General features: G+C 34.5%; 16 protein-coding genes. 10 read left to right on the top strand and 6 right to left on the bottom strand.

Annotation, left to right across the window (positions count from 1 at the left end):
* Positions 1–11: 11 nt before the first annotated feature.
* Both ACFOWA_RS13780 and ACFOWA_RS13785 read right to left on the bottom strand, forming a co-directional pair.
* Positions 12–710, bottom strand: coding sequence for a pirin family protein (locus tag ACFOWA_RS13780; protein ID WP_378986051.1), 699 nt, complete (start codon positions 708–710; stop codon positions 12–14).
* Entirely contained in the window at positions 710–895 is a 186-nt protein-coding gene (locus tag ACFOWA_RS13785; protein WP_378986053.1) for a hypothetical protein, read from the bottom strand. The genes ACFOWA_RS13780 and ACFOWA_RS13785 overlap by 1 nt, the downstream gene beginning before the upstream one ends.
* A gap of 290 nt (positions 896–1,185) precedes the next feature.
* Here ACFOWA_RS13785 and secA point away from each other — a divergent pair, with 290 nt between their 5' ends.
* The 10 genes from secA (at position 1,186) to ACFOWA_RS13835 (ending at position 12,523) form a co-directional block, all read left to right on the top strand.
* Positions 1,186–4,488 carry a preprotein translocase subunit SecA gene (secA, locus tag ACFOWA_RS13790; protein ID WP_378986055.1) on the top strand — a complete coding sequence of 1,101 codons (3,303 nt, stop codon included), beginning with the start codon at positions 1,186–1,188 and terminating at the stop codon, positions 4,486–4,488.
* A 145-nt stretch (positions 4,489–4,633) separates the two neighbouring features.
* The gene (locus ACFOWA_RS13795; protein WP_378986057.1) at positions 4,634–4,903 is read left to right on the top strand and encodes a type II toxin-antitoxin system Phd/YefM family antitoxin; all 270 of its coding nucleotides are present in this window, start codon (positions 4,634–4,636) and stop codon (positions 4,901–4,903) included.
* Positions 4,904–4,912: 9 nt separating this feature from the next.
* Positions 4,913–5,188 carry a Txe/YoeB family addiction module toxin gene (locus ACFOWA_RS13800; RefSeq protein ID WP_378986059.1) on the top strand — a complete coding sequence of 92 codons (276 nt, stop codon included), beginning with the start codon at positions 4,913–4,915 and terminating at the stop codon, positions 5,186–5,188.
* 92 nt (positions 5,189–5,280) lie between these two features.
* Positions 5,281–5,787, top strand: a complete 507-nt coding sequence (locus tag ACFOWA_RS13805) for an SPOR domain-containing protein (protein WP_378986061.1) — start codon at positions 5,281–5,283, stop codon at positions 5,785–5,787.
* Positions 5,774–6,958, top strand: a complete 1,185-nt coding sequence (locus tag ACFOWA_RS13810; RefSeq protein WP_378986063.1) for a M20 metallopeptidase family protein — start codon at positions 5,774–5,776, stop codon at positions 6,956–6,958. The genes ACFOWA_RS13805 and ACFOWA_RS13810 overlap by 14 nt, the downstream gene beginning before the upstream one ends.
* 113 nt (positions 6,959–7,071) lie before the next feature.
* Positions 7,072–8,013 carry a hypothetical protein gene (locus ACFOWA_RS13815; RefSeq protein WP_378986065.1) on the top strand — a complete coding sequence of 314 codons (942 nt, stop codon included), beginning with the start codon at positions 7,072–7,074 and terminating at the stop codon, positions 8,011–8,013.
* Positions 8,014–8,263: 250 nt separating this feature from the next.
* Positions 8,264–8,923: an SGNH/GDSL hydrolase family protein gene (locus tag ACFOWA_RS13820; protein ID WP_378986067.1), complete on the top strand. Its 660-nt coding sequence runs from the start codon at positions 8,264–8,266 to the stop codon at positions 8,921–8,923.
* A 137-nt stretch (positions 8,924–9,060) separates the two neighbouring features.
* Complete coding sequence (dnaG, locus tag ACFOWA_RS13825; RefSeq protein ID WP_378986069.1) at positions 9,061–11,001, top strand: DNA primase; 1,941 nt, start codon at positions 9,061–9,063, stop codon at positions 10,999–11,001.
* Positions 11,002–11,097: 96 nt separating this feature from the next.
* Complete coding sequence (locus ACFOWA_RS13830) at positions 11,098–11,463, top strand: YraN family protein (protein WP_378986071.1); 366 nt, start codon at positions 11,098–11,100, stop codon at positions 11,461–11,463.
* A complete protein-coding gene (locus tag ACFOWA_RS13835) occupies positions 11,441–12,523 on the top strand; it encodes a glutaminyl-peptide cyclotransferase (RefSeq protein ID WP_378986073.1) in 1,083 nt (360 codons plus the stop codon). Before ACFOWA_RS13830 ends, ACFOWA_RS13835 begins: the two co-directional genes overlap by 23 nt.
* Positions 12,524–12,667: 144 nt before the next feature.
* Here ACFOWA_RS13835 and ACFOWA_RS13840 read toward each other — a convergent pair whose 3' ends face one another.
* From ACFOWA_RS13840 to pgi, 4 genes are all read right to left on the bottom strand, one after another.
* On the bottom strand, positions 12,668–13,213 hold the full coding sequence (locus ACFOWA_RS13840; RefSeq protein ID WP_378986075.1) for a DUF4251 domain-containing protein: 546 nt from the start codon (positions 13,211–13,213) through the stop codon (positions 12,668–12,670).
* Between the two features lie 237 nt (positions 13,214–13,450).
* Positions 13,451–15,535 carry a M16 family metallopeptidase gene (locus ACFOWA_RS13845; RefSeq protein WP_378986077.1) on the bottom strand — a complete coding sequence of 695 codons (2,085 nt, stop codon included), beginning with the start codon at positions 15,533–15,535 and terminating at the stop codon, positions 13,451–13,453.
* Between the two features lie 84 nt (positions 15,536–15,619).
* Positions 15,620–16,933, bottom strand: coding sequence for a M16 family metallopeptidase (locus ACFOWA_RS13850; protein WP_378986079.1), 1,314 nt, complete (start codon positions 16,931–16,933; stop codon positions 15,620–15,622).
* Positions 16,934–17,092: 159 nt separating this feature from the next.
* Complete coding sequence (pgi, locus tag ACFOWA_RS13855; protein ID WP_378986081.1) at positions 17,093–18,739, bottom strand: glucose-6-phosphate isomerase; 1,647 nt, start codon at positions 18,737–18,739, stop codon at positions 17,093–17,095.
* Between the last annotated feature and the right edge of the window lie 160 nt (positions 18,740–18,899).

Consider the following 18,899-nt stretch of genomic DNA (forward strand, 5'->3'; position numbering starts at 1 on the left):
GCTTAAACTCTTTAGAAAATAGAGGGTTTTAGTTCCAATACCAATACGATTGCGTTATTACTAAGCGCTTCTAACTCTACTTCATTTGTGTTCCAAAGCGCTAAACCATCTCTGGCTTGCAACAATCTGCCTTCAACTTCAAATGCACCATCAATTATGAAAGCATAAAATTTGCTTTCCGAATTTTGCATTTTGTAAATCGCTTCTACTTGTCCGGCAAAAATTCCGGCACTTAATTTAAATGGCAATTTATTGTTCGAAATAACTTCGATAAGTTGGTTCTTATCTTGGTCGAAACTAAAATTATACAGCATCTCACTATGTCTGAGTAGAAATATATCAGTGCTTATTCCAATTTGAAGATAATTCATAACATCATCTTTATATGGATTGCTGATTTCTAAAACTTCACCTTTGCTAACATTTAGCGCCTGAATTTGCCCGGTTTCTAAGGCATATTCTTTGCCATTTAAAACAACATCTAATCCACCGGTAATTGGCATAAGTATTTGTAACGAATCTTGTTTTGATAGGAAAAAAGTCATTTTTCCACAAGCTATCGAATCATCATTTAATAAAAATATTTCTGCAAAAGGTTCTTTGTGTTCGCTATAAAATTTTTCAAAATTGAAAGTACTGTATCTTCGAAGTATTGACGATTCATCTAAGCCTCGTTGGTCTGCTAAATAAATTTTTCCTGGTGAATCCATTATGCAATTGTTTTGATAGAATGAATGCTTACAAAAGGTTGCAGTTGAAATAAATTTGTAAAAATATCATTTCCTTCTGTTTCCATAACTTGAGAAACTAAAAGGTGTTGTCCTATTGTATCGTGCCAAATTAAGTGTTTTGAAAAGAAGTTTAAAGCAATTTTATGTTTTTCGATGTTTTGCATGTTAGAATTTACTATCTCAAACTTAAAGTTATCAAACAATAAGAATCGCCTGCCTAAATCATCTAAAATATCGGGTATTATGTTTTGGATGCAATGGAATACGAATCACTTAAATAGCTATAATTTGGTGTTTTGTGTAGATGATTTAATTTATCATGAAGCAATATAACCGATAATTTAGAATATATCCTTAATTTTAGCCGCTTATAACTGCCAAACTGACTTAGCAAAGGCTATGGCGTGGTTGTTGTAACACACCAGTTTTTAAAATAAATACGATTTAAAATATAATGTTAGGATTTTTAGCGAAGGTTTTCGGAAGTAAATCAGAAAGAGATATAAAAAGCATACAGCCTTTGGTTGTTAAAATAAACGAAGAATACGCTAAGTTATCTTCTATAAGCAATGATGAGTTGCGTGCTAAAACAATAGAATTTAAAGGTAGAATTTCTGCTTTTTTATCTGATATTGACGGTAAAATTTCGGCTTTGAAAGCCGATGCTGAAAATGAGGATTTAGATCTTCATCAAAAAACAGCTTTATACGATCAAGTTGATGCTTTAGGTAAAGACCGTGATACAGAATTAGAGAAAGTACTTTTAGAACTTCTTCCTGAAGCTTTTGCTGTGGTGAAGGAAACTTCTCGTCGTTTAAGTGAAAACGAATACCTGGAAGTTACGGCAACACAATTCGATAGAGACTACGCAGCAAGAAAAAGCAATGTAAAAATTGTTGGCGATAAGGCACAATGGGCAAACCGTTGGGATGCTGCGGGTACAGAGGTTGTATGGAACATGGTTCATTACGACGTTCAATTAATTGGCGGTATTGTTTTACACAGCGGTAAAATTGCCGAAATGGCTACTGGTGAGGGTAAAACCTTAGTAAGTACGCTTCCTGCTTATTTAAATGCACTTGCCGGACAAGGTGTTCACATTGTAACCGTGAATGATTATTTGGCTCGTAGAGATAGCGAGTGGAATGGTCCTTTATTCGAGTTCCACGGTTTAAGTGTTGATTGTATTGATAAACACGAACCCAATTCAGAAGAAAGAAGAAAAGCTTACGCATCAGATATCACCTACGGAACCAATAACGAGTTCGGGTTTGATTACTTGCGTGACAATATGTCGCAAACACCTGACCAGTTGGTGCAGCGTAAGCAGCATTTTGCTATGGTAGATGAGGTCGATTCGGTTCTAATTGATGATGCTCGTACGCCATTGATTATTTCAGGCCCAATACCAAGAGGTGATGAACATGAATTTTATGAGTTGAAACCACGTATCGAACGTTTGGTAAATGCTCAAAAAGCTTATGTTTCTTCTGCTTTAAACGAAGCAAAAAAATTAATTAATGCAGGCAATACTGGTACCGAAGAAGGTGAAGGTGGTTTAGCATTATTACGTGCTTACCGTGGTTTGCCTAAAAACAAAGCTTTAATTAAATTTTTAAGTGAAAGTGGTGTTCGTGGTTTACTTTTAAAAACCGAAAACTACTACATGGCAGACCAATCTAAGAATATGCCAAAGGTAGATTCTGAATTGTTCTTTTATATTGATGAGAAAAATAATCAGGTAGAGTTAACAGAAAAGGGTATCGAATTGATTACGCAATCTGGCGAAGACCCTAACTTTTTTGTTTTGCCAGATGTAGGTACCGAAGTTGCAGATTTAGAAAAATCTGATTTGCCACTTGAAGAAAAGGTAATTACAAAAGATGCCTTAATGAGAGATTATTCTGTAAAAGCAGAACGTATTCACTCGGTTAATCAACTTTTAAAAGCTTATACTTTATTCGAAATTGATGTTGAATACATCATTGATGAAGGTAAAATTAAAATTGTTGATGAGCAAACTGGTCGTATTATGGATGGTCGCCGTTACTCTGATGGTTTGCACCAAGCGATTGAAGCTAAAGAAAACGTAAAGGTTGAAGATGCAACGCAGACTTACGCAACAGTAACCTTGCAAAACTATTTCCGTATGTACCACAAACTTTGCGGTATGACGGGTACTGCGACTACTGAAGCTGGAGAGTTTTGGTCTATCTATAAATTGGATGTAGTTGAAATTCCAACAAACAGAAATATTTCACGTCTTGATCAGCAAGATTATGTATATCGTACAGTTCGTGAAAAATATAATGCGGTAGCGGATGAAATCGTGAAATTAACGGAAGCTGGCAGACCTGTTTTAGTAGGTACAACCTCAGTAGAAATTTCAGAGTTATTAAGTAGAATGCTTAAACTGCGTGGCATTAAACACAACGTACTGAATGCAAAAATGCACCAAAGAGAGGCGGATATTGTTGCTGAGGCTGGTCAATCAGGACAGGTAACGATTGCTACTAACATGGCTGGTCGTGGTACGGATATAAAATTAGGCGCAGGCGTTAAAGATGCAGGCGGTTTAGCAATTGTTGGTACCGAACGTCATGAATCTCGTCGTGTGGACAGACAGTTACGCGGTCGTGCTGGTCGTCAGGGCGATCCTGGTTCATCTCAATTCTTCGTTTCATTAGAAGATAATTTGATGCGTTTGTTTGGTTCAGAAAGAATTTCAAGCATTATGGTTCGTATGGGAATTGAAGATGGCGAAGTAATTCAACACTCTATGATTACTAAATCTATCGAACGGGCACAGAAAAAAGTAGAGGAAAACAACTTTGGTATTCGTAAGCGTTTATTGGAGTACGATGATGTTATGAACTCTCAGCGTACCGTTATTTATGCTAAGCGTAAAAATGCATTATTTGGTGAACGTTTGGATGTTGACATGAACAACATGGTTTATGATGTTGCAGAAGATATCGTTAACGAGTACAAACAAGAATCGAATTATGATGGCTTTAAATTAGAAGTAATTAAAAACTTCTCATTAGATACGGCAATTACCGATAAAGAATTTTCATCAACAAATGCTGCTCAACTAACCGAAAAATTATTTGAAGAGGCAGAAACTTTTTATGCTCGTAAATCAGAAGCAATTATTCAACAATCTTTACCTGTTTTAACTCAGGTTTACGAAGAAAGAGGTCAGCACATCGAACAGATTGTTGTTCCATTTACTGATGGCATTCGTGGTATTCAGGTTGCGGTAGATTTAAAGAAAGCGATTGATAATAAAGGAAAGGAAGTTGTTCGCTCATTCGAAAAAACAATTGTTTTAGCTTTGATAGATGACAGTTGGAAAGAGCACTTACGTGAGATGGACGATTTAAAACAATCTGTACAAAACGCAGTTTACGAACAAAAAGATCCATTGGTAATCTACAAAATGGAAGCATTTAACTTATTTAAAAACATGCTAACTGCTGTTAATAAAGAGGTTGTAAGTTTCTTATATAAAGGTGGTATTCCAGTTCAGCAAGAAGCTGATGAAATTAAAGAAGCACCAGCACCGGTAAAACAGCCAAAATTGCAAACTACTAAACAAGAATTTGGACATGAAGAGCCAGGTATCGAATTCGGAGATACTCGTGAGGCTGTTCCGCAACAACCAATTCGTAAAGAAGCAACAGTAGGACGGAATGAACCTTGCCCTTGTGGAAGTGGTAAAAAATACAAAAACTGCCACGGAGCGAATTTGTAATTTGCAACAATATTAAAGTTAGGCCACATCATTCGATGTGGCTTTTTTATTTATATAGAAATTGACTACATCCTCGGGAAAATATTTTAAAATATTTTAAAATTTGTACTTTATAGCGTACATTTGCTTGTACAATCGATAAGTTATGAAGGCAGTTACAATTTCCTCTTTAAGAACAAACATGAAAAACTATTTTGATGAAGTTAGTAGAACTGATGATATTTTGATTGTGCCACGTAATAATAATGAAGATGATGCGGTTGTTGTAATTTCAATAAAGGAATACAATGCACTTACAGAAACGGCACACCTTATGTCTTCAGAAACAAATAGAAAACGTTTAGAAAAATCAATTGATAGCTTAAAGAAAGGTAAAGTGAAATCATTTGTTTTAAATGATAGTACAGGCGAATAGCATTAAAAAATGAATATAGTATTTACCGATGAGGCTTGGGAAGATTTCGAATATTGGATGGATAATGACGAAGAAGCAGAAAAGAAAATCAGAAATCTATTAAAAGATATTAAAAGAACTCCATTTCATGGCTTGGGGAAGCCTGAGCCATTAAAACACAATTTAAAGGGTTTTTGGTCTAGACGTATTACAGGCGAACATCGCTTGGTTTATCAGATATCTGGAGGCAAAGGCGTAGATCAGCAGTGTGCAATTATTCAATGTCGTTTTCATTACAATAAATAAAATTCTTATTACAAGTCATATATTTTATTGAAAATTTACTTTACTGGAGACCAAAATAGCAGGAAAACTTCCATTTGCACAACCCACAAAGAATGCCGAATTTTGCAGAAAGTTCGGCATTCGTATTTTTAGCCAACTTTAAGTCAACAAAAATGAAAATAATTTATACCATTGCATTCTTGCTCATCATAATCAATACTTCCTTCGCTCAAAAAGGGGTAGTTACTGTAGTAAAAGATCCTTTAATTGATAGCCTGATTGCTAAACGAATAGAAGTTTACAGAACCGGAGGCGATGTAACAACAAAGCCAAACAAACCAGTTGTGTCTGATTATGGATATCGGGTACAGGTTTTTTATGGCTCCGATAGAAGGGAAATTTTTAACCAGCAATCACGTTTCAAAGGTAGTTATCCAAAAATTAATACCTATATCATCTACAAAGAACCTAATTATTATTTGCGTGTAGGTGATTTCCGCACACGTTTGGAGGCTCAACGTCTAATGAGCGAACTTCGGTCAACCTTCCCAACATTATTTATTTTTAGGGAAAAAATTAATGCACCAACTTTAGATACAACAACTGATGATCAAAGATAAAATTAAAGACTTAGCCGGAAGCATTTTTAATGATGTGGTAGGCTATCGTCGCCATATACATGCAAATCCCGAATTATCTTATAAAGAATTCGAAACCTCATTGTTTATTAAGGATAAACTAACAAAATGGGGAATAGAATTTACTGATTGTGCAAATACAGGTGTAGTAGGTTTAATAAAAGGAAATCTTGCTTCAGATAAAGTTATTGCACTTCGAGCTGATATGGATGCTTTGCCAATTCACGAAGCTAACGATAAACCTTATCGTTCCAAAAATCAAGGTGTAATGCATGCTTGCGGTCATGATGTTCACACTTCCTCATTGTTAGGAACCGCCTATATTTTAAATCAATTAAAAGATGAGTTTGGCGGAACCATTAAACTGATTTTTCAACCTGCAGAAGAATTGTTACCGGGTGGAGCAAGCATAATGATTAAAGAAGGTGTTTTAGAAAATCCTAAACCAGATGCAATAGTTGGCCAGCACGTTATGCCTTTAATTGATGCTGGTAAAGTAGGTTTTCGTTCTGGTATCTACATGGCTTCAACTGATGAATTATACGTTACAGTAACGGGTAAAGGTGGTCATGGTGCACAACCGCACCAAAATATCGATTCGGTTGTAATTGCATCACATATCATTATTGCCTTACAACAAATTGTAAGTCGTAATGCCGATCCGCGTTTACCATCCGTGCTTTCTTTCGGAAAAGTAATTGCAAATGGTGCAACAAACATCATCCCTAATGAGGTTAAAATTGAAGGAACTTTTAGAACTTTAGATGAGGACTGGAGAAACGAAGCGCATAAACGCATGAAAAAAATGGCCGAAGGTATGGCAGAGAGTATGGGCGGAAGTTGCGATTTCGATATTCACAGAGGTTATCCTTTTTTAATTAACGAAGAAAAGTTGACCGCAAATGCTAGAAGTTTTGCAGAAGATTTTTTGGGCAAAGAAAATGTAGTTGATTTAGATATTTGGATGGCTGCTGAAGATTTTTCATTTTACTCTCAAGTAACTGATGCATGTTTTTATCGTTTGGGAACAGGAAATTTAGAGAAGGATACCAGCTATTCTGTACACACACCTAAATTTGATATTGATGAAGACGCACTTAAATTATCTACAGGTTTAATGGCATACATTGCTGTTAAACAGTTAGGGAACTAATTAAGATGTAATGGATGTAAAATGTAATAATGTAAGATGGAGTTTAACTTTCCGTCAACCATTTTACATTTTCCATTTTAAAAGGGCATCATTTTTGAACACATAGCCAATACATGAAAAAATTACTTTTTTTAATAACCTTATCGCTTTTCTTTCTACAAAGCTACAGTCAGGTTATCGATAGATTTAACCCCGATACAGTTAAAACAATTACTTTAGATTCGACCGTAAATATTAAAGCCGAACGGTTAAACGTTGAAACTTTTATTAAAGCAGTGATGAATGATACTTCTTTCTATCAAGCTTTTCGAGATATGAAGCGATATACATTTATTGCCGAAAATCGTATTTATAGTTATGATAAGAAAAACAAAGTTGATGGGAAGATTTATCGTAAAATAAGACATAACAATAGCGGCCCTTATAAAATGGAATATCTTGTAAAACAAGATGAAGGCAAAATGTATAAAAAGAACGGTAAGTACCAACTTTACACGGTAGAAATGTTCGATTACATTTTTATGAATGCTTACAATACCGATTTTGTTCCTAATGCACCTGCTGAAGATGGTAAAGGTGGTACTAACGAGAGCTACAAAAACAAACTAAAAACTTTAATTTTTAATCCTGGACGCCCGGTTAAAGTACCATTTATTGGCAGTAAAACAGAAATATTTTCGGCCAATATGCGCCAATACTATGATTACGCTTTTACAAGCGGAACCTATTTAGATTCTATTCCGGTTTATCGTTTTAAAGTTTCTGTAAAGCCTGATTTAAGCAGTTGGACGAAAGATGGACTAATGATAAAAGACCTAGTAACCATTTTTGATAAAAGAAATTTTAATATTTTGGGGCGTTATGTTGATATGAAATATAGCAATATGATTTTTGATTTTGATGTTCAAATGAATATTGAAATGGGTTATTTTGGAGAAGATAAACTGCCTACAAAAATTACTTATCAAGGCAATTGGGATTATCCTTTTAAAAAGGAAGAACGAGCAAGTTTTCTTATTCTCCACAAAGATTATAAGCTGGAAAAGGGAAAGTAACATCACCTTTTGGATTAAAAGATTTATTATCTTTATTAATATAAAATGATAGATAATGCAATCTAGCTTTTCATCAAAATTTATTAGCTGTTTTATTTTTAATTTGTTAATTATTTGTGCTTTGCAAGTTCAGATTTTTACAAATTATTCCCTCCCTAACGAAATTAAATTGGAAGCAATTTAGCCGCTAACGATTTTAGTTTTGATTTTTAAGACCTAGATTTCAAAAAACAAATACAAAATAATCACTATGAGAACCACATTAAAAATCACCCTATTTTTTGCAGTTTGTATCTTATTATTTACTTCAATGACATTTAAACCGAAGCGAATTATATTTTTTGGCGATTCGATTACTCAACAAGGTGTATCTGCAAAAGGCTATGTTACCTTAATCAAAAAATCGTTAGATTCTACTAAATACACGGTAATGGGCGCTGGCATCGGTGGCAATAAGGTATATGATTTGTACCTGCGTTTAGAAGATGATGTATTGAATAAGAAACCAGATTTGGTAGTAATTTATGTAGGCATTAACGATGTTTGGCATAAACAATCATCGCACACCGGAACCGATTACGACAAGTATTTAAAATTCTATCAAGCATTAATCAACAAAATTCAAGGTATTGGTAGTAAAGTTGTTTTGGTAACACCATCTGTAGTTGGCGAGAAAAAAGATGGTACAAACGAATTGGATGCCGACTTAAACAAATATGCGGAAGGGATTAGGCAACTTGCTGCAAAAAATAATTTACCTGTTTGCGATTTGAGAAAAATTTTTGCCGAGTATGAAGCTAAAAATAATCCTGAAGATAAAGAAAAGGGTATCTTAACAGTAGATAGAGTTCACCTAAACGAAACCGGAAATAAATTAGTAGCCGACCAATTATTACCTTTGGTTAAATAAGTTGTGGTATTTTTGGGTCTCTCAAACGTTTTATTTGTCATCACGTCTTGATACCTAATAATACATACTTGATACTACATTCTTAATACTAATTTCTCAATAATAAATTGATAAACCGCGAAACTATAGATAAAATCATGGATACCGCTCGAATTGAGGAGGTAGTTGGTGATTTTGTGCATTTAAAAAAACGCGGAACCAGTTTAATTGGAAATTGTCCTTTTCATGGCGAAAAAACCCCGTCATTTCATGTATCGGTAACAAAGGGAATTTACAAATGCTTTGGCTGTGGTAAGGGTGGCGATTCGGTTCGTTTTATAATGGACCACGAGAAATACAACTACCCAGAAGCACTTAAGTTTTTAGCCAACAAATACAATATAGAGGTTGAAGAAACCGAATTAACACCTCAAGATACAGAAGCTCAAAATGCTAAAGAAAGCTTATACATTGTTTCGCAATTTGCGGCATCTTTTTTTGTAAAGCAACTTTGGGAAACCGATGAAGGTAAAGGTATCGGACTAAGCTATTTTAAAGAGCGTGGTTTTAGAGAAGATATTTTAAAGAAATTTGAGGTTGGCTATTCGCCCGATGTTTGGGATGCAATGACTCAAAACGCTATTAACAGCGGTCATAAATTAGAGTTTCTGGAGCAAACAGGTTTATCTATTAAAAATGATAATGGTAAAATTTACGACCGTTTTCGCGGTCGTGTAATGTTCCCCATTCATAATTTTACCGGTAGGGTTATAGGTTTTGGTGGTAGAACTTTAAAAACCGATAAAAATGTTCCTAAATATGTAAACTCGCCAGAAAGTGAAATTTACCACAAGTCGAATGTACTTTATGGTTTATTCCATGCTAAAAAGGCCATTCGCGATTTGGATAATTGCTATTTGGCAGAAGGATATGCCGATGTGCTTTCGGTTCATCAAGCCGGTATTGAAAATGTTGTTGCCTCATCTGGTACTTCATTAACGGTTGAACAAATCAAACTTATCGGTCGTTTTACACAAAATGTTACCATTCTTTTTGATGGAGATGCTGCTGGTATTAAAGCATCGCTTCGTGGTTTGGATATGATTTTGGAGGAAGGCTTAAACGTTAAAATCGTTTCTTTTCCTGATGGCCATGATCCTGATTCATACATGCATCATGTTGGTGCAGGTGCCTTTAAAACTTACATCGAAGAAAATCGTAAAGATTTTATACTCTATAAAGCAAACGTACTTTTAAAAGAAGCAGGAACCGACCCCATCAAACGGGCAGGAATTATTCGTGATATTGTAGAGAGCATTGCTAAAATCCCTGACCAGATTAAAGCTTCGGTTTTTATTCGGGAGTGTAGCAGTTTGTTGGAAATAGAAGAGCGTGTTTTGCTTTCCGAATTAAACAAAATCCGTTCAGCAAAAAGCAAGAAGTCTTTTGAAAGCAATCAGAGGGCAAATAACTCTAATCAGAAACCATATACTTCGGGCGCACCAGAACCACTTGGTCCACCAGATGATTTGTGGGATGATAATGCTGGTACTCCTGCCGAAACCCTAGATAGCGACGAACACCAGGAAAAGGAAATTATCCGTTTGTTACTCGCCTACGGGCATGAATTTGTGAACTGGGATAACATTGATGATATGGTTATCGGTTCTTTTGTGATGCAAAATTTAGCTGACGTAGATTTTGAAAACCAACTTTGTAAGAAGATAATCGATTATTATAAATCAGAAATTGATAATGGAAGGTTGCCAACTGCAAACCATTTTATAAAACATGAGGATAGAGCAATTGCAGATTTAGCAATTACACTTTCTACTTCCGAGTATTCGTTAAGTGAAAATTGGTTAAACAAACATCAGATTTATGTTAAAGATGAAACCATGCATTTAAAGGCTACAATTCTTGGTGGTATTTTTCACTTAAAGAAACGTAAAGTGGATAAAATTTTATCTAATTTATTAAAGGAAATTAAGGATGAAACAGATGGCGATAATCAGATGATTTTAATGCAACGGTATGGCGTTATAAAAGGAGTGGAGCGTGAAATTTCGAAATTCTTGGGTTCAGTTATCGTTAAATAGGGAACATCATTTATAGAATAATTTCATTCTATAATTATGAGTTGTGTTTTATCGAACTAAAAGATTTATTATATTCACTCCATTAATACTTCATAAGTGGCTACTCACAACGAACTTGGTCAGAAAGGCGAATACATCGCAAAAAAATATCTTGAAGACAAAGGGTATGAAATACTTGATGAAAACTGGGTTCACGGTAGAGCAGAAATTGATTTAATTGTTTACAAAAATGGAATCATAATTTTTGTTGAAGTTAAAAGCAGAACTTCAGTAGCATTTGGTCAGCCTGAAGATTTTGTTCAGCAAGCAAAACAGAAGCAAATGGAAATTGCTTCGCTCGAATATATTGAAATTATGAACCATCAAAATGAAATACGTTTTGATATAATAGCAATAACTTTTAAAAAGGATAATACTTACACATTAAAACATATTGAAGATGCTTTTTGGCCTCAAGATTAATCAAATTAAAATACTGTTCCTTATCGCTATAGCTATAAACCTGGCTAGTTCTTGTAAAGATGAACCTGCTGTTGGGTATAGTAGTTTTGTATCCCCATCAGCTGGCACCAATGTTACATCAGGTAAATCAATTGATGTCAAAATCGACTTTGCTAAAACTAGTAAAATAGATTCTGTAGTTTACTTTATGGATTCAACTAAGGTTGCGACAGCAAAAGATACTCTTGGTTTGCAAGTAAAAACATTAGGATTAAAATTGGGAAATCACCTGGTAACTGCGAAGATTTATCAAGGAGATAAGTCAGATGATATTACCTCAAATATTGTGGTTTTAGCATCAAAAGCACCAGATTTATATACATACAAAGTAGTTGCAAAATTGACACACGATACCGCGGCTTATGTTGAAGGTTTAGAATACCACGACGGTTTTTTTTATGAAGGTACAGGAGAAAAAGGTAAATCAGACTTGCGAAAGGTAAATGTACAAACTGGCAAAATATTGCAGCAGGCTAAATTAGATACTGCTTATTTTGGAGAAGGCATTACAGTTGTCCGCAATAAAATACTACAGTTAACATGGCAAGAGAAAACAGCTTTTGTTTATGATAAGGATAGCTTTAAATTATTATCAAAATTGCCTTACACAGTTGGGAGAGAAGGTTGGGGATTAACCTTTGATGGAGAAAAAATTTATACTTCGGATGGTTCCAATACCATTTACTTTATGGATAAAAACACCTATCAAAAAACAGGTTCTATTGATGTTTTTGATGATAAATCCGCGATAGAAAGTTTAAATGAATTGGAATACATCGATGGTAAAATTTATGCTAATGTTTACCAAACTAACACAATAGTAATTATAAACCCACAAACTGGCGCTGTAGAAAGTAAAATTGATTTAACAGGATTGTTCTCTGCCGATAATTTTAAAACCGACTGGGAAAGAGGTAATAATGTTTTGAACGGAATTGCTTATGATAAGGCAAATAAACGCTTATTCGTAACAGGCAAAAAATGGCCGTACATCTATGAAATAAAAATGATTAAAAAGTAGTTAGATTGAATGAACAAAAACAATCTCAATCGTAAAAGTTTTTCTAGACAGCAATAAATAATTTTTTAGTAAGTAACTTTTCCTGTCATCAAATAATGCCATAATTGTTCTGTGAGCATCTGTGATTCCGTGGCAAAAATGATACTATAAAGATTCTGATTTCTTTTTCTTTGGTTCCTCTAAAAATCCATTAAAATTAATAGACTGTTTATTTACACTGTTTACCATCAACGATGCATAACCATTTTGTGATATTCGAAGAAACATTTGATAATTCTCAGTTTTTAAATCATTGGTGTTTATGCTAATCGTATAACCGCCTTTTTTAACTTTTTCTTCTTTATAAGTGAAATTTTTTGAAGTAAACTTTATACCACCATCATTTGGGTTATACGGTGCATTAAAAGCTCTACCGTAATATGGTAAGTACGCAACGATGCTATCTTTAGTAACTATCAAATCATATTGAGAACCTGTTAAGTTTATGGTTCCGCCTCCACCATTCATGCCTGGGAAACGCATCATAATTCTATTTATATCGTTACTGGCTAAAGGCATTGCGCTATTTGCTGTGAATACGTAATTTTTATCGGCTACAATTTTAATTGTAGTTGCTTTATCTGTTTGTGAAAATGCTTGAGATATTGTTAAAGTAAACAGTATGCTCAAAATAAATTTTATGTTTTTCATGTGTGTTGTTTTGAATGTTAACAATTTTAAGATGCCGAAGTTTAATGTTTTCCATAAAACGAATTTAAATTACAATCCTTTGTATAAAGATAAGTGATTCATTACCAATAACAATTGGGTCTAATGGTTGGCATTTTAAGAACAATCTTGTGTAAATTTTCGTATAGAACAAAAATACAAAACACAAAAAAACCGCTCATAACTTAATATGAAGCGGTTTATTATTTTTATATAAGCTTAGTTAAATTCTGCAGCTTGCATTGCAGGATTTACTTTTGTTTCTTTAATAATGATGTTAAATTCTTGTCCACCTTTTGCGGTTTGTACGCTTTGATTAAAAGTATGTGCAAATAAAATATCGCCAACTTTTTTATAGTCAGAAAACTCTGTAGTAGATGTTACTTCAACACCGTCTTTTGTAGTTACTTTTTCTTCCTTAAGTAATAAGCCAGTATTTACATCGTAATATTCTGTTTTCTTTTTGCCTAGTATGTTAGTAACAATAAGTTTATAAGCGTCTTTTGTACCAATTTTTGTTGTACCAGCTAACTCTAGTTTGGTGCCATCCGTTGCATAATACAATTGATTAAATAAACCTTTATCAGCTTTTGCTTCTTGCACTTCATCAGCTGTCATTTCAACCTTTTTGCCCATTTGCATGGTATAACCTGCTGTGCCGTTAAAAGCTTGTTTCATAACGCTTTGGCCCATCATGGTTGCATCCATGCTACTCAAATTAGGAGCTAGTTTTTTCATGGTTAAGCCTAACTTATTACCTTGAATGTCCATGTCTGCTGTTTGTTCTATAGCAGTAATTTTTTTCAAGGCCGCTTCTCCACCAAGTGCGTTAATGTAATTATTAATTATCTCTTTAGCTGATTTTGATGGTGCTGTACTGGTTGTAGCAGATTCTGCTTTAACTGGATTAGCGAAATTATCAAATTGATTTACAGTGAAACCGGCTTTTGTTAAACCTGGCACAAAAGCATCAGTTTTACCAACAACAACTACCCTTGTATCATCATAATTAAAGTATTTTTTAGCAACCCTTAAAATGTCATCAGTGGTTACCGCATTTAATTTTTGCAGGTAAGTGCGGTAAAAATCTTTAGGTAAATTATTAATCAAAATACTGCTTGCAAAACCAGCTGTACGAGCCGGATTTTCTAAACCTAATGCAAAAGAACCATTATATAAGTTTTTAGCATTTTGCAATTCTTCTGCAGATACTTTGGTTGTACGGATGATGTTTATCTCTCTTAAAAATTCTACAACTGCACTATCAACTTTTTCATTTCTTACGGCAGCAGTTGCCGAAAATTTAGATTGAAAACGACCAGAACCTGTGCTTGCATATGCACCGTAAGTAAATCCATGTTTTTCTCGTAGGTTTGTAAACAATCTCGATTCTGCACCGCCACCCAAAATTTGATTTGCTAATAAAACTGCAAAATAATCAGGGCTGCTAAGTGGCAAATCTAAAAGATTGGTAACGGTAATTTCAGATTGAACCGCATTACTTACATTTACAACATCAACTTCGGTTTTAGCAGGGTTTTTCACTTTCGCTAAAACAGGTAAGGTTAATGTTGAGCCTTTCCAATCGCCAAAAGCTTTTTCGGCCAAGGCTTTTGCAGCCTCAGGCTTAATATCTCCAACAAAAGTTAAATAACCTCTTGATGGCGTAACGTATTTCTTGTAAGCCGCTTTTACATCATCTAAAGTAATTCCATTAATAGATGCTTCGGTTGTAAATTCGCCATAAGGATTGTTTTTTCCATAGGCTAATGCATTTACAACACGTGATGATATTGCTTTTGCACTTTTCTCACTCGATTTTAAACCAGTAATCGTTTGCGATTTAATTTTCTCAAATGATGCAACCGGAAAAGCAGGTTGGCGAATGCTTTCTGCCATTAACATAAAAGCAGGACTAAAATAACGTGTTAAAGCCGAAGCTGTTCCACCTGAGGCTCCAGCACTTACATCTGCGCCTAATTGGTCAACCGCTTCATCAAACTGTGCTTTAGTTTTTGTAGTTGTGCCTTCATTAAGCATGCTTCCCATTAAGCTCACAACGCCAGCTTTAGCGCCTTCTGTAATTGGTCCGGCATCGATGCTATAACTTGCGGAAACCTTTGGGAGTTTATGGTTTTCGACTACCAAAACGGTAATACCATTAGCTAATTTATAAATTACTGGGTCGGCAACGGTTATAACTGGTGCTGGCCCTGGTTTTGGTTTTTGGCTGCGATTTATTGTTTGTGCTGATATACCTTGAGCCAATAAGGAAAATGCAGCTATTATGAATATTTTTTTCATTGTTTTTAGTTTTTTAACGCTGATGAAGCCTGAATAATCGAATAAATGTTTCGCTAATGATTAATATTTAGCAAGTAAAACCAATTATTTTTTTGGTAAGTAATACAAAACAACTCTTTGGTTTTTATTTAAATATTTTTTTGCAACATCTCTAATCTCTTCGCGAGTGATTGATTTTATAACGTTCAATTCTTCATTAATATCGTTTGTATCCTTATTGTGGAAAGTATAACCATTTGCCAAATTTTCTGCCACACCGAGCATTCTGCTGTTTGCACTTACATAGCTGTTTTCAAATTGATTCTGCAATTTTTTATAGTCGCTTTCGCTAATTAAATCCGTTTGCAAACGCAAAACTTCTTCATCAATATCTTTTAATAAATCGTTAAGTGTTGTGTTTTTATTCGGCAGCGCTAAAGTGATGTAGGCACCATAATCTTCTAATGTATAATTAAATGCTGCAACTTGTAAAGCTGTTTTCTTTTCATCAACCATTTTAGTGCTTAATCTCGAGCTTCCACCGCCTGATAAAATTGAGCTAATCATACCCAAAACTTTACTTTCTCTACTTTGCATACCTGGAACGCGGTAGGCAGCAAAAATTGCAGGGATTTGAATGTTTGCATCATAAGCTGTATCAATAATTTCTTTAGTAATTTCGGGCAATTTATAAGTTGTACGAACAACTGGAGCACCCTTCGGAACTTCGGCAAAATATTGTTTAACCAAGGTTTTGGTTTTTTCAATATCTAAATCGCCTGCAATAGTTAATACGGCATTATTAGGCGTATAGAATTTTTTATTAAAAGCAATAAATTCATCCAATTTGGCTGCATCCAAATGTGCCATCGAGCCAATTGGCTGCCACCTGTACGGATGACCGGCAAATAAATGAGAGAATATTTTTTCGGTAAACTTGCCATAAGGAGAATTATCTACACGTAAACGTTTTTCTTCTTTAACAACTTCGTTTTGAGTTTTTACACCTACCTCATTTATAACTGGTTGTAACATGCGTTCGCTTTCTAACCACAAACCTAATTCTAATTGGTTAGATGGAAATACTTCGTAGTAAAAGGTACGGTCTTGAGAGGTATTGGCGTTGTTTTGTCCGCCGTTACTGCTCACCAACTTCATAAATTCGCCCTTTTTTATGTTTTTAGAGCCTTCGAATAATAAGTGCTCAAAGAAATGAGCAAAGCCAGTACGAGTGGTATCTTCATCTTTAGAGCCGACATGGTACATTACCGAAACGGCAACTACAGGAGCTGTTTTGTCTTGATGTAAGATTACATGGAGACCATTGTCTAAATCAAATTCGGTAAACTGTACTTTTTGAGCAGAGGCGCTTAAGCACAGACCGGAAATGGCCAGAGCAAAAAGAATTCTTTTTTTCATTAGATAATTTGTTTGGATAACCGTACAGTTAACGTACAGATATCAATTTTAATAATAAGTTAATTGGTTATTGTTTAAACTAAACAGATAGGTGATTATGCTAAAGTAACATTTTTAAAACAAAAAAAGCGAGTGTTTAAGTCGCTTTTTTTGTGTTTCCTATCTCCAAGATTTATATTGATTGATTAATCCGTTGGTTGAGCTATCATGACTAGAAACCTTATCACCACCATCTAATTCGGGTAAGATTTTTTTAGCCAATTGTTTGCCAAGTTCTACGCCCCACTGGTCGAAACTAAAGATGTTCCAGATTACGCCTTGTACAAATATTTTATGCTCGTACATGGCAACAAGGCTGCCCAAACTGTATGGAGTAATCTTTTTTAGTAAGATTGAATTTGTTGGTCTGTTCCCTTCAAAAACCTTAAATGGTGCCAGCTTTGCAATTTCATCTTCAGTTTTGCCATCTTTTTTTAATTCTGATGATACCTCTTCCTCAGTTTTCCCATTCATTAAAGCTTCCGTTTGCGCAAAGAAATTTGATAATAAAATTGGATGATGTTCGCCAAGAGGATTTAGACTTTGAGCAGGTGCAATAAAATCAGCAGGAATAATTCTTGTTCCTTGATGAATTAACTGGTAAAAAGCATGCTGACCATTTGTGCCTGGTTCACCCCATATAATTGGACCAGTTTCGTAGTCAACTTCATTTCCATTTCTATCTACATGTTTACCGTTACTTTCCATATCACCTTGTTGAAAATAAGCAGCAAAACGATGCATGTATTGGTCGTAAGGTAAAATTACCTGAGTTTCTGCATTGTAAAAGTTGATGTACCAAACACCCAATAATCCTAAAATTACAGGAAGGTTGTTTTCAAATTCTGCAGTTCTAAAATGATTATCAGTTGCATGTGCACCAGCAAGTAATTCTTTAAAATTATCAAAACCAATGCTTAAAGAAATTGACAACCCGATTGCGCTCCATAACGAATAACGACCGCCAACCCAATCCCAAAACTCAAACATATTTTCAGTATCAATACCAAAAGCTGATACATCTTTAGCATTTGTAGATAAGGCAGCGAAGTGTTTAGCAATGTCATCTTCTTTACCACCTTTATCCAAAAACCATGAACGGGCAGAGTGTGCATTAGTCATAGTTTCTTGCGTTGTAAAAGTCTTAGATGCCACTAAAAACAAGGTAGTTTCTGCATTTAAGCTAGCTAATGTTTCTGCGATATGAGTACCATCAATGTTAGAAACAAAATGAATATTTAAATGATTTTTATAGTGTTTTAATGCTTCTGTTACCATTACCGGGCCCAGATCAGAACCACCAATGCCAATATTTACAACATCGGTAATGGCTTTTCCGGTATAGCCTTTCCAATCTCCATTAATAATACTGTTGCTAAATTTTTCCATTTTGGCTAAAACCGCATTTACATCTGGCATAACATCTTTCCCATCAACAAGAATTGGCATGTTACTTAAATTACGTAAGGCAATATGAAGCACAGAGCGATCTTCTGTTTCATTTATTTTATCGCCCGCATACATCGATTTTATTGCTTCATCCAATTTACATTCTCTAGCAAGTTGAATTAATAATGCAAATGTTTCATCATTAATTCTGTTCTTACTGTAATCCAATAAAATATCTTCAAAAAAAACGGAGAATTTGCTGAAGCGTTCTGCATCACCAGCAAAAAGTTCTTTCATACTTTTTTGGTTTATATCTATAAAATGGTCTGCCAAATATTTATATGCGGCAGTTTCTGTGAAATTTATTTTAGGTAACATATTTTTTTCTTTTATGTAAAAGTAATAAAGCAAATATTTAAAACAGTCTTTTTAATGTTCAAAAAATAACATTTCATTATTTATTTTAAACAAGTAACTTAGGGCTAATATCCCCATAGTTTTACATACATCCTATTTTGTATTTGTTTAACTAAAAAAA

The sequence above is a fragment of the Pedobacter lithocola genome (assembly GCF_042650845.1).
GTDB classification, from domain to species: Bacteria; Bacteroidota; Bacteroidia; order Sphingobacteriales; family Sphingobacteriaceae; genus Pedobacter; species Pedobacter lithocola.

Coding starts and splice junctions, on each gene's coding strand:
- ACFOWA_RS13780 (WP_378986051.1), bottom strand. CDS start 710: ATGGATTCACCAGGAAAAATTTATTTAGCAGACCAACGAGGCTTAGAT.
- ACFOWA_RS13785 (WP_378986053.1), bottom strand. CDS start 895: ATGCAAAACATCGAAAAACATAAAATTGCTTTAAACTTCTTTTCAAAA.
- secA (WP_378986055.1), top strand. CDS start 1,186: ATGTTAGGATTTTTAGCGAAGGTTTTCGGAAGTAAATCAGAAAGAGAT.
- ACFOWA_RS13795 (WP_378986057.1), top strand. CDS start 4,634: ATGAAGGCAGTTACAATTTCCTCTTTAAGAACAAACATGAAAAACTAT.
- ACFOWA_RS13800 (WP_378986059.1), top strand. CDS start 4,913: ATGAATATAGTATTTACCGATGAGGCTTGGGAAGATTTCGAATATTGG.
- ACFOWA_RS13805 (WP_378986061.1), top strand. CDS start 5,281: ATGCCGAATTTTGCAGAAAGTTCGGCATTCGTATTTTTAGCCAACTTT.
- ACFOWA_RS13810 (WP_378986063.1), top strand. CDS start 5,774: ATGATCAAAGATAAAATTAAAGACTTAGCCGGAAGCATTTTTAATGAT.
- ACFOWA_RS13815 (WP_378986065.1), top strand. CDS start 7,072: ATGAAAAAATTACTTTTTTTAATAACCTTATCGCTTTTCTTTCTACAA.
- ACFOWA_RS13820 (WP_378986067.1), top strand. CDS start 8,264: ATGAGAACCACATTAAAAATCACCCTATTTTTTGCAGTTTGTATCTTA.
- dnaG (WP_378986069.1), top strand. CDS start 9,061: ATGGATACCGCTCGAATTGAGGAGGTAGTTGGTGATTTTGTGCATTTA.
- ACFOWA_RS13835 (WP_378986073.1), top strand. CDS start 11,441: ATGCTTTTTGGCCTCAAGATTAATCAAATTAAAATACTGTTCCTTATC.
- ACFOWA_RS13840 (WP_378986075.1), bottom strand. CDS start 13,213: ATGAAAAACATAAAATTTATTTTGAGCATACTGTTTACTTTAACAATA.
- ACFOWA_RS13845 (WP_378986077.1), bottom strand. CDS start 15,535: ATGAAAAAAATATTCATAATAGCTGCATTTTCCTTATTGGCTCAAGGT.
- ACFOWA_RS13850 (WP_378986079.1), bottom strand. CDS start 16,933: ATGAAAAAAAGAATTCTTTTTGCTCTGGCCATTTCCGGTCTGTGCTTA.
- pgi (WP_378986081.1), bottom strand. CDS start 18,739: ATGTTACCTAAAATAAATTTCACAGAAACTGCCGCATATAAATATTTG.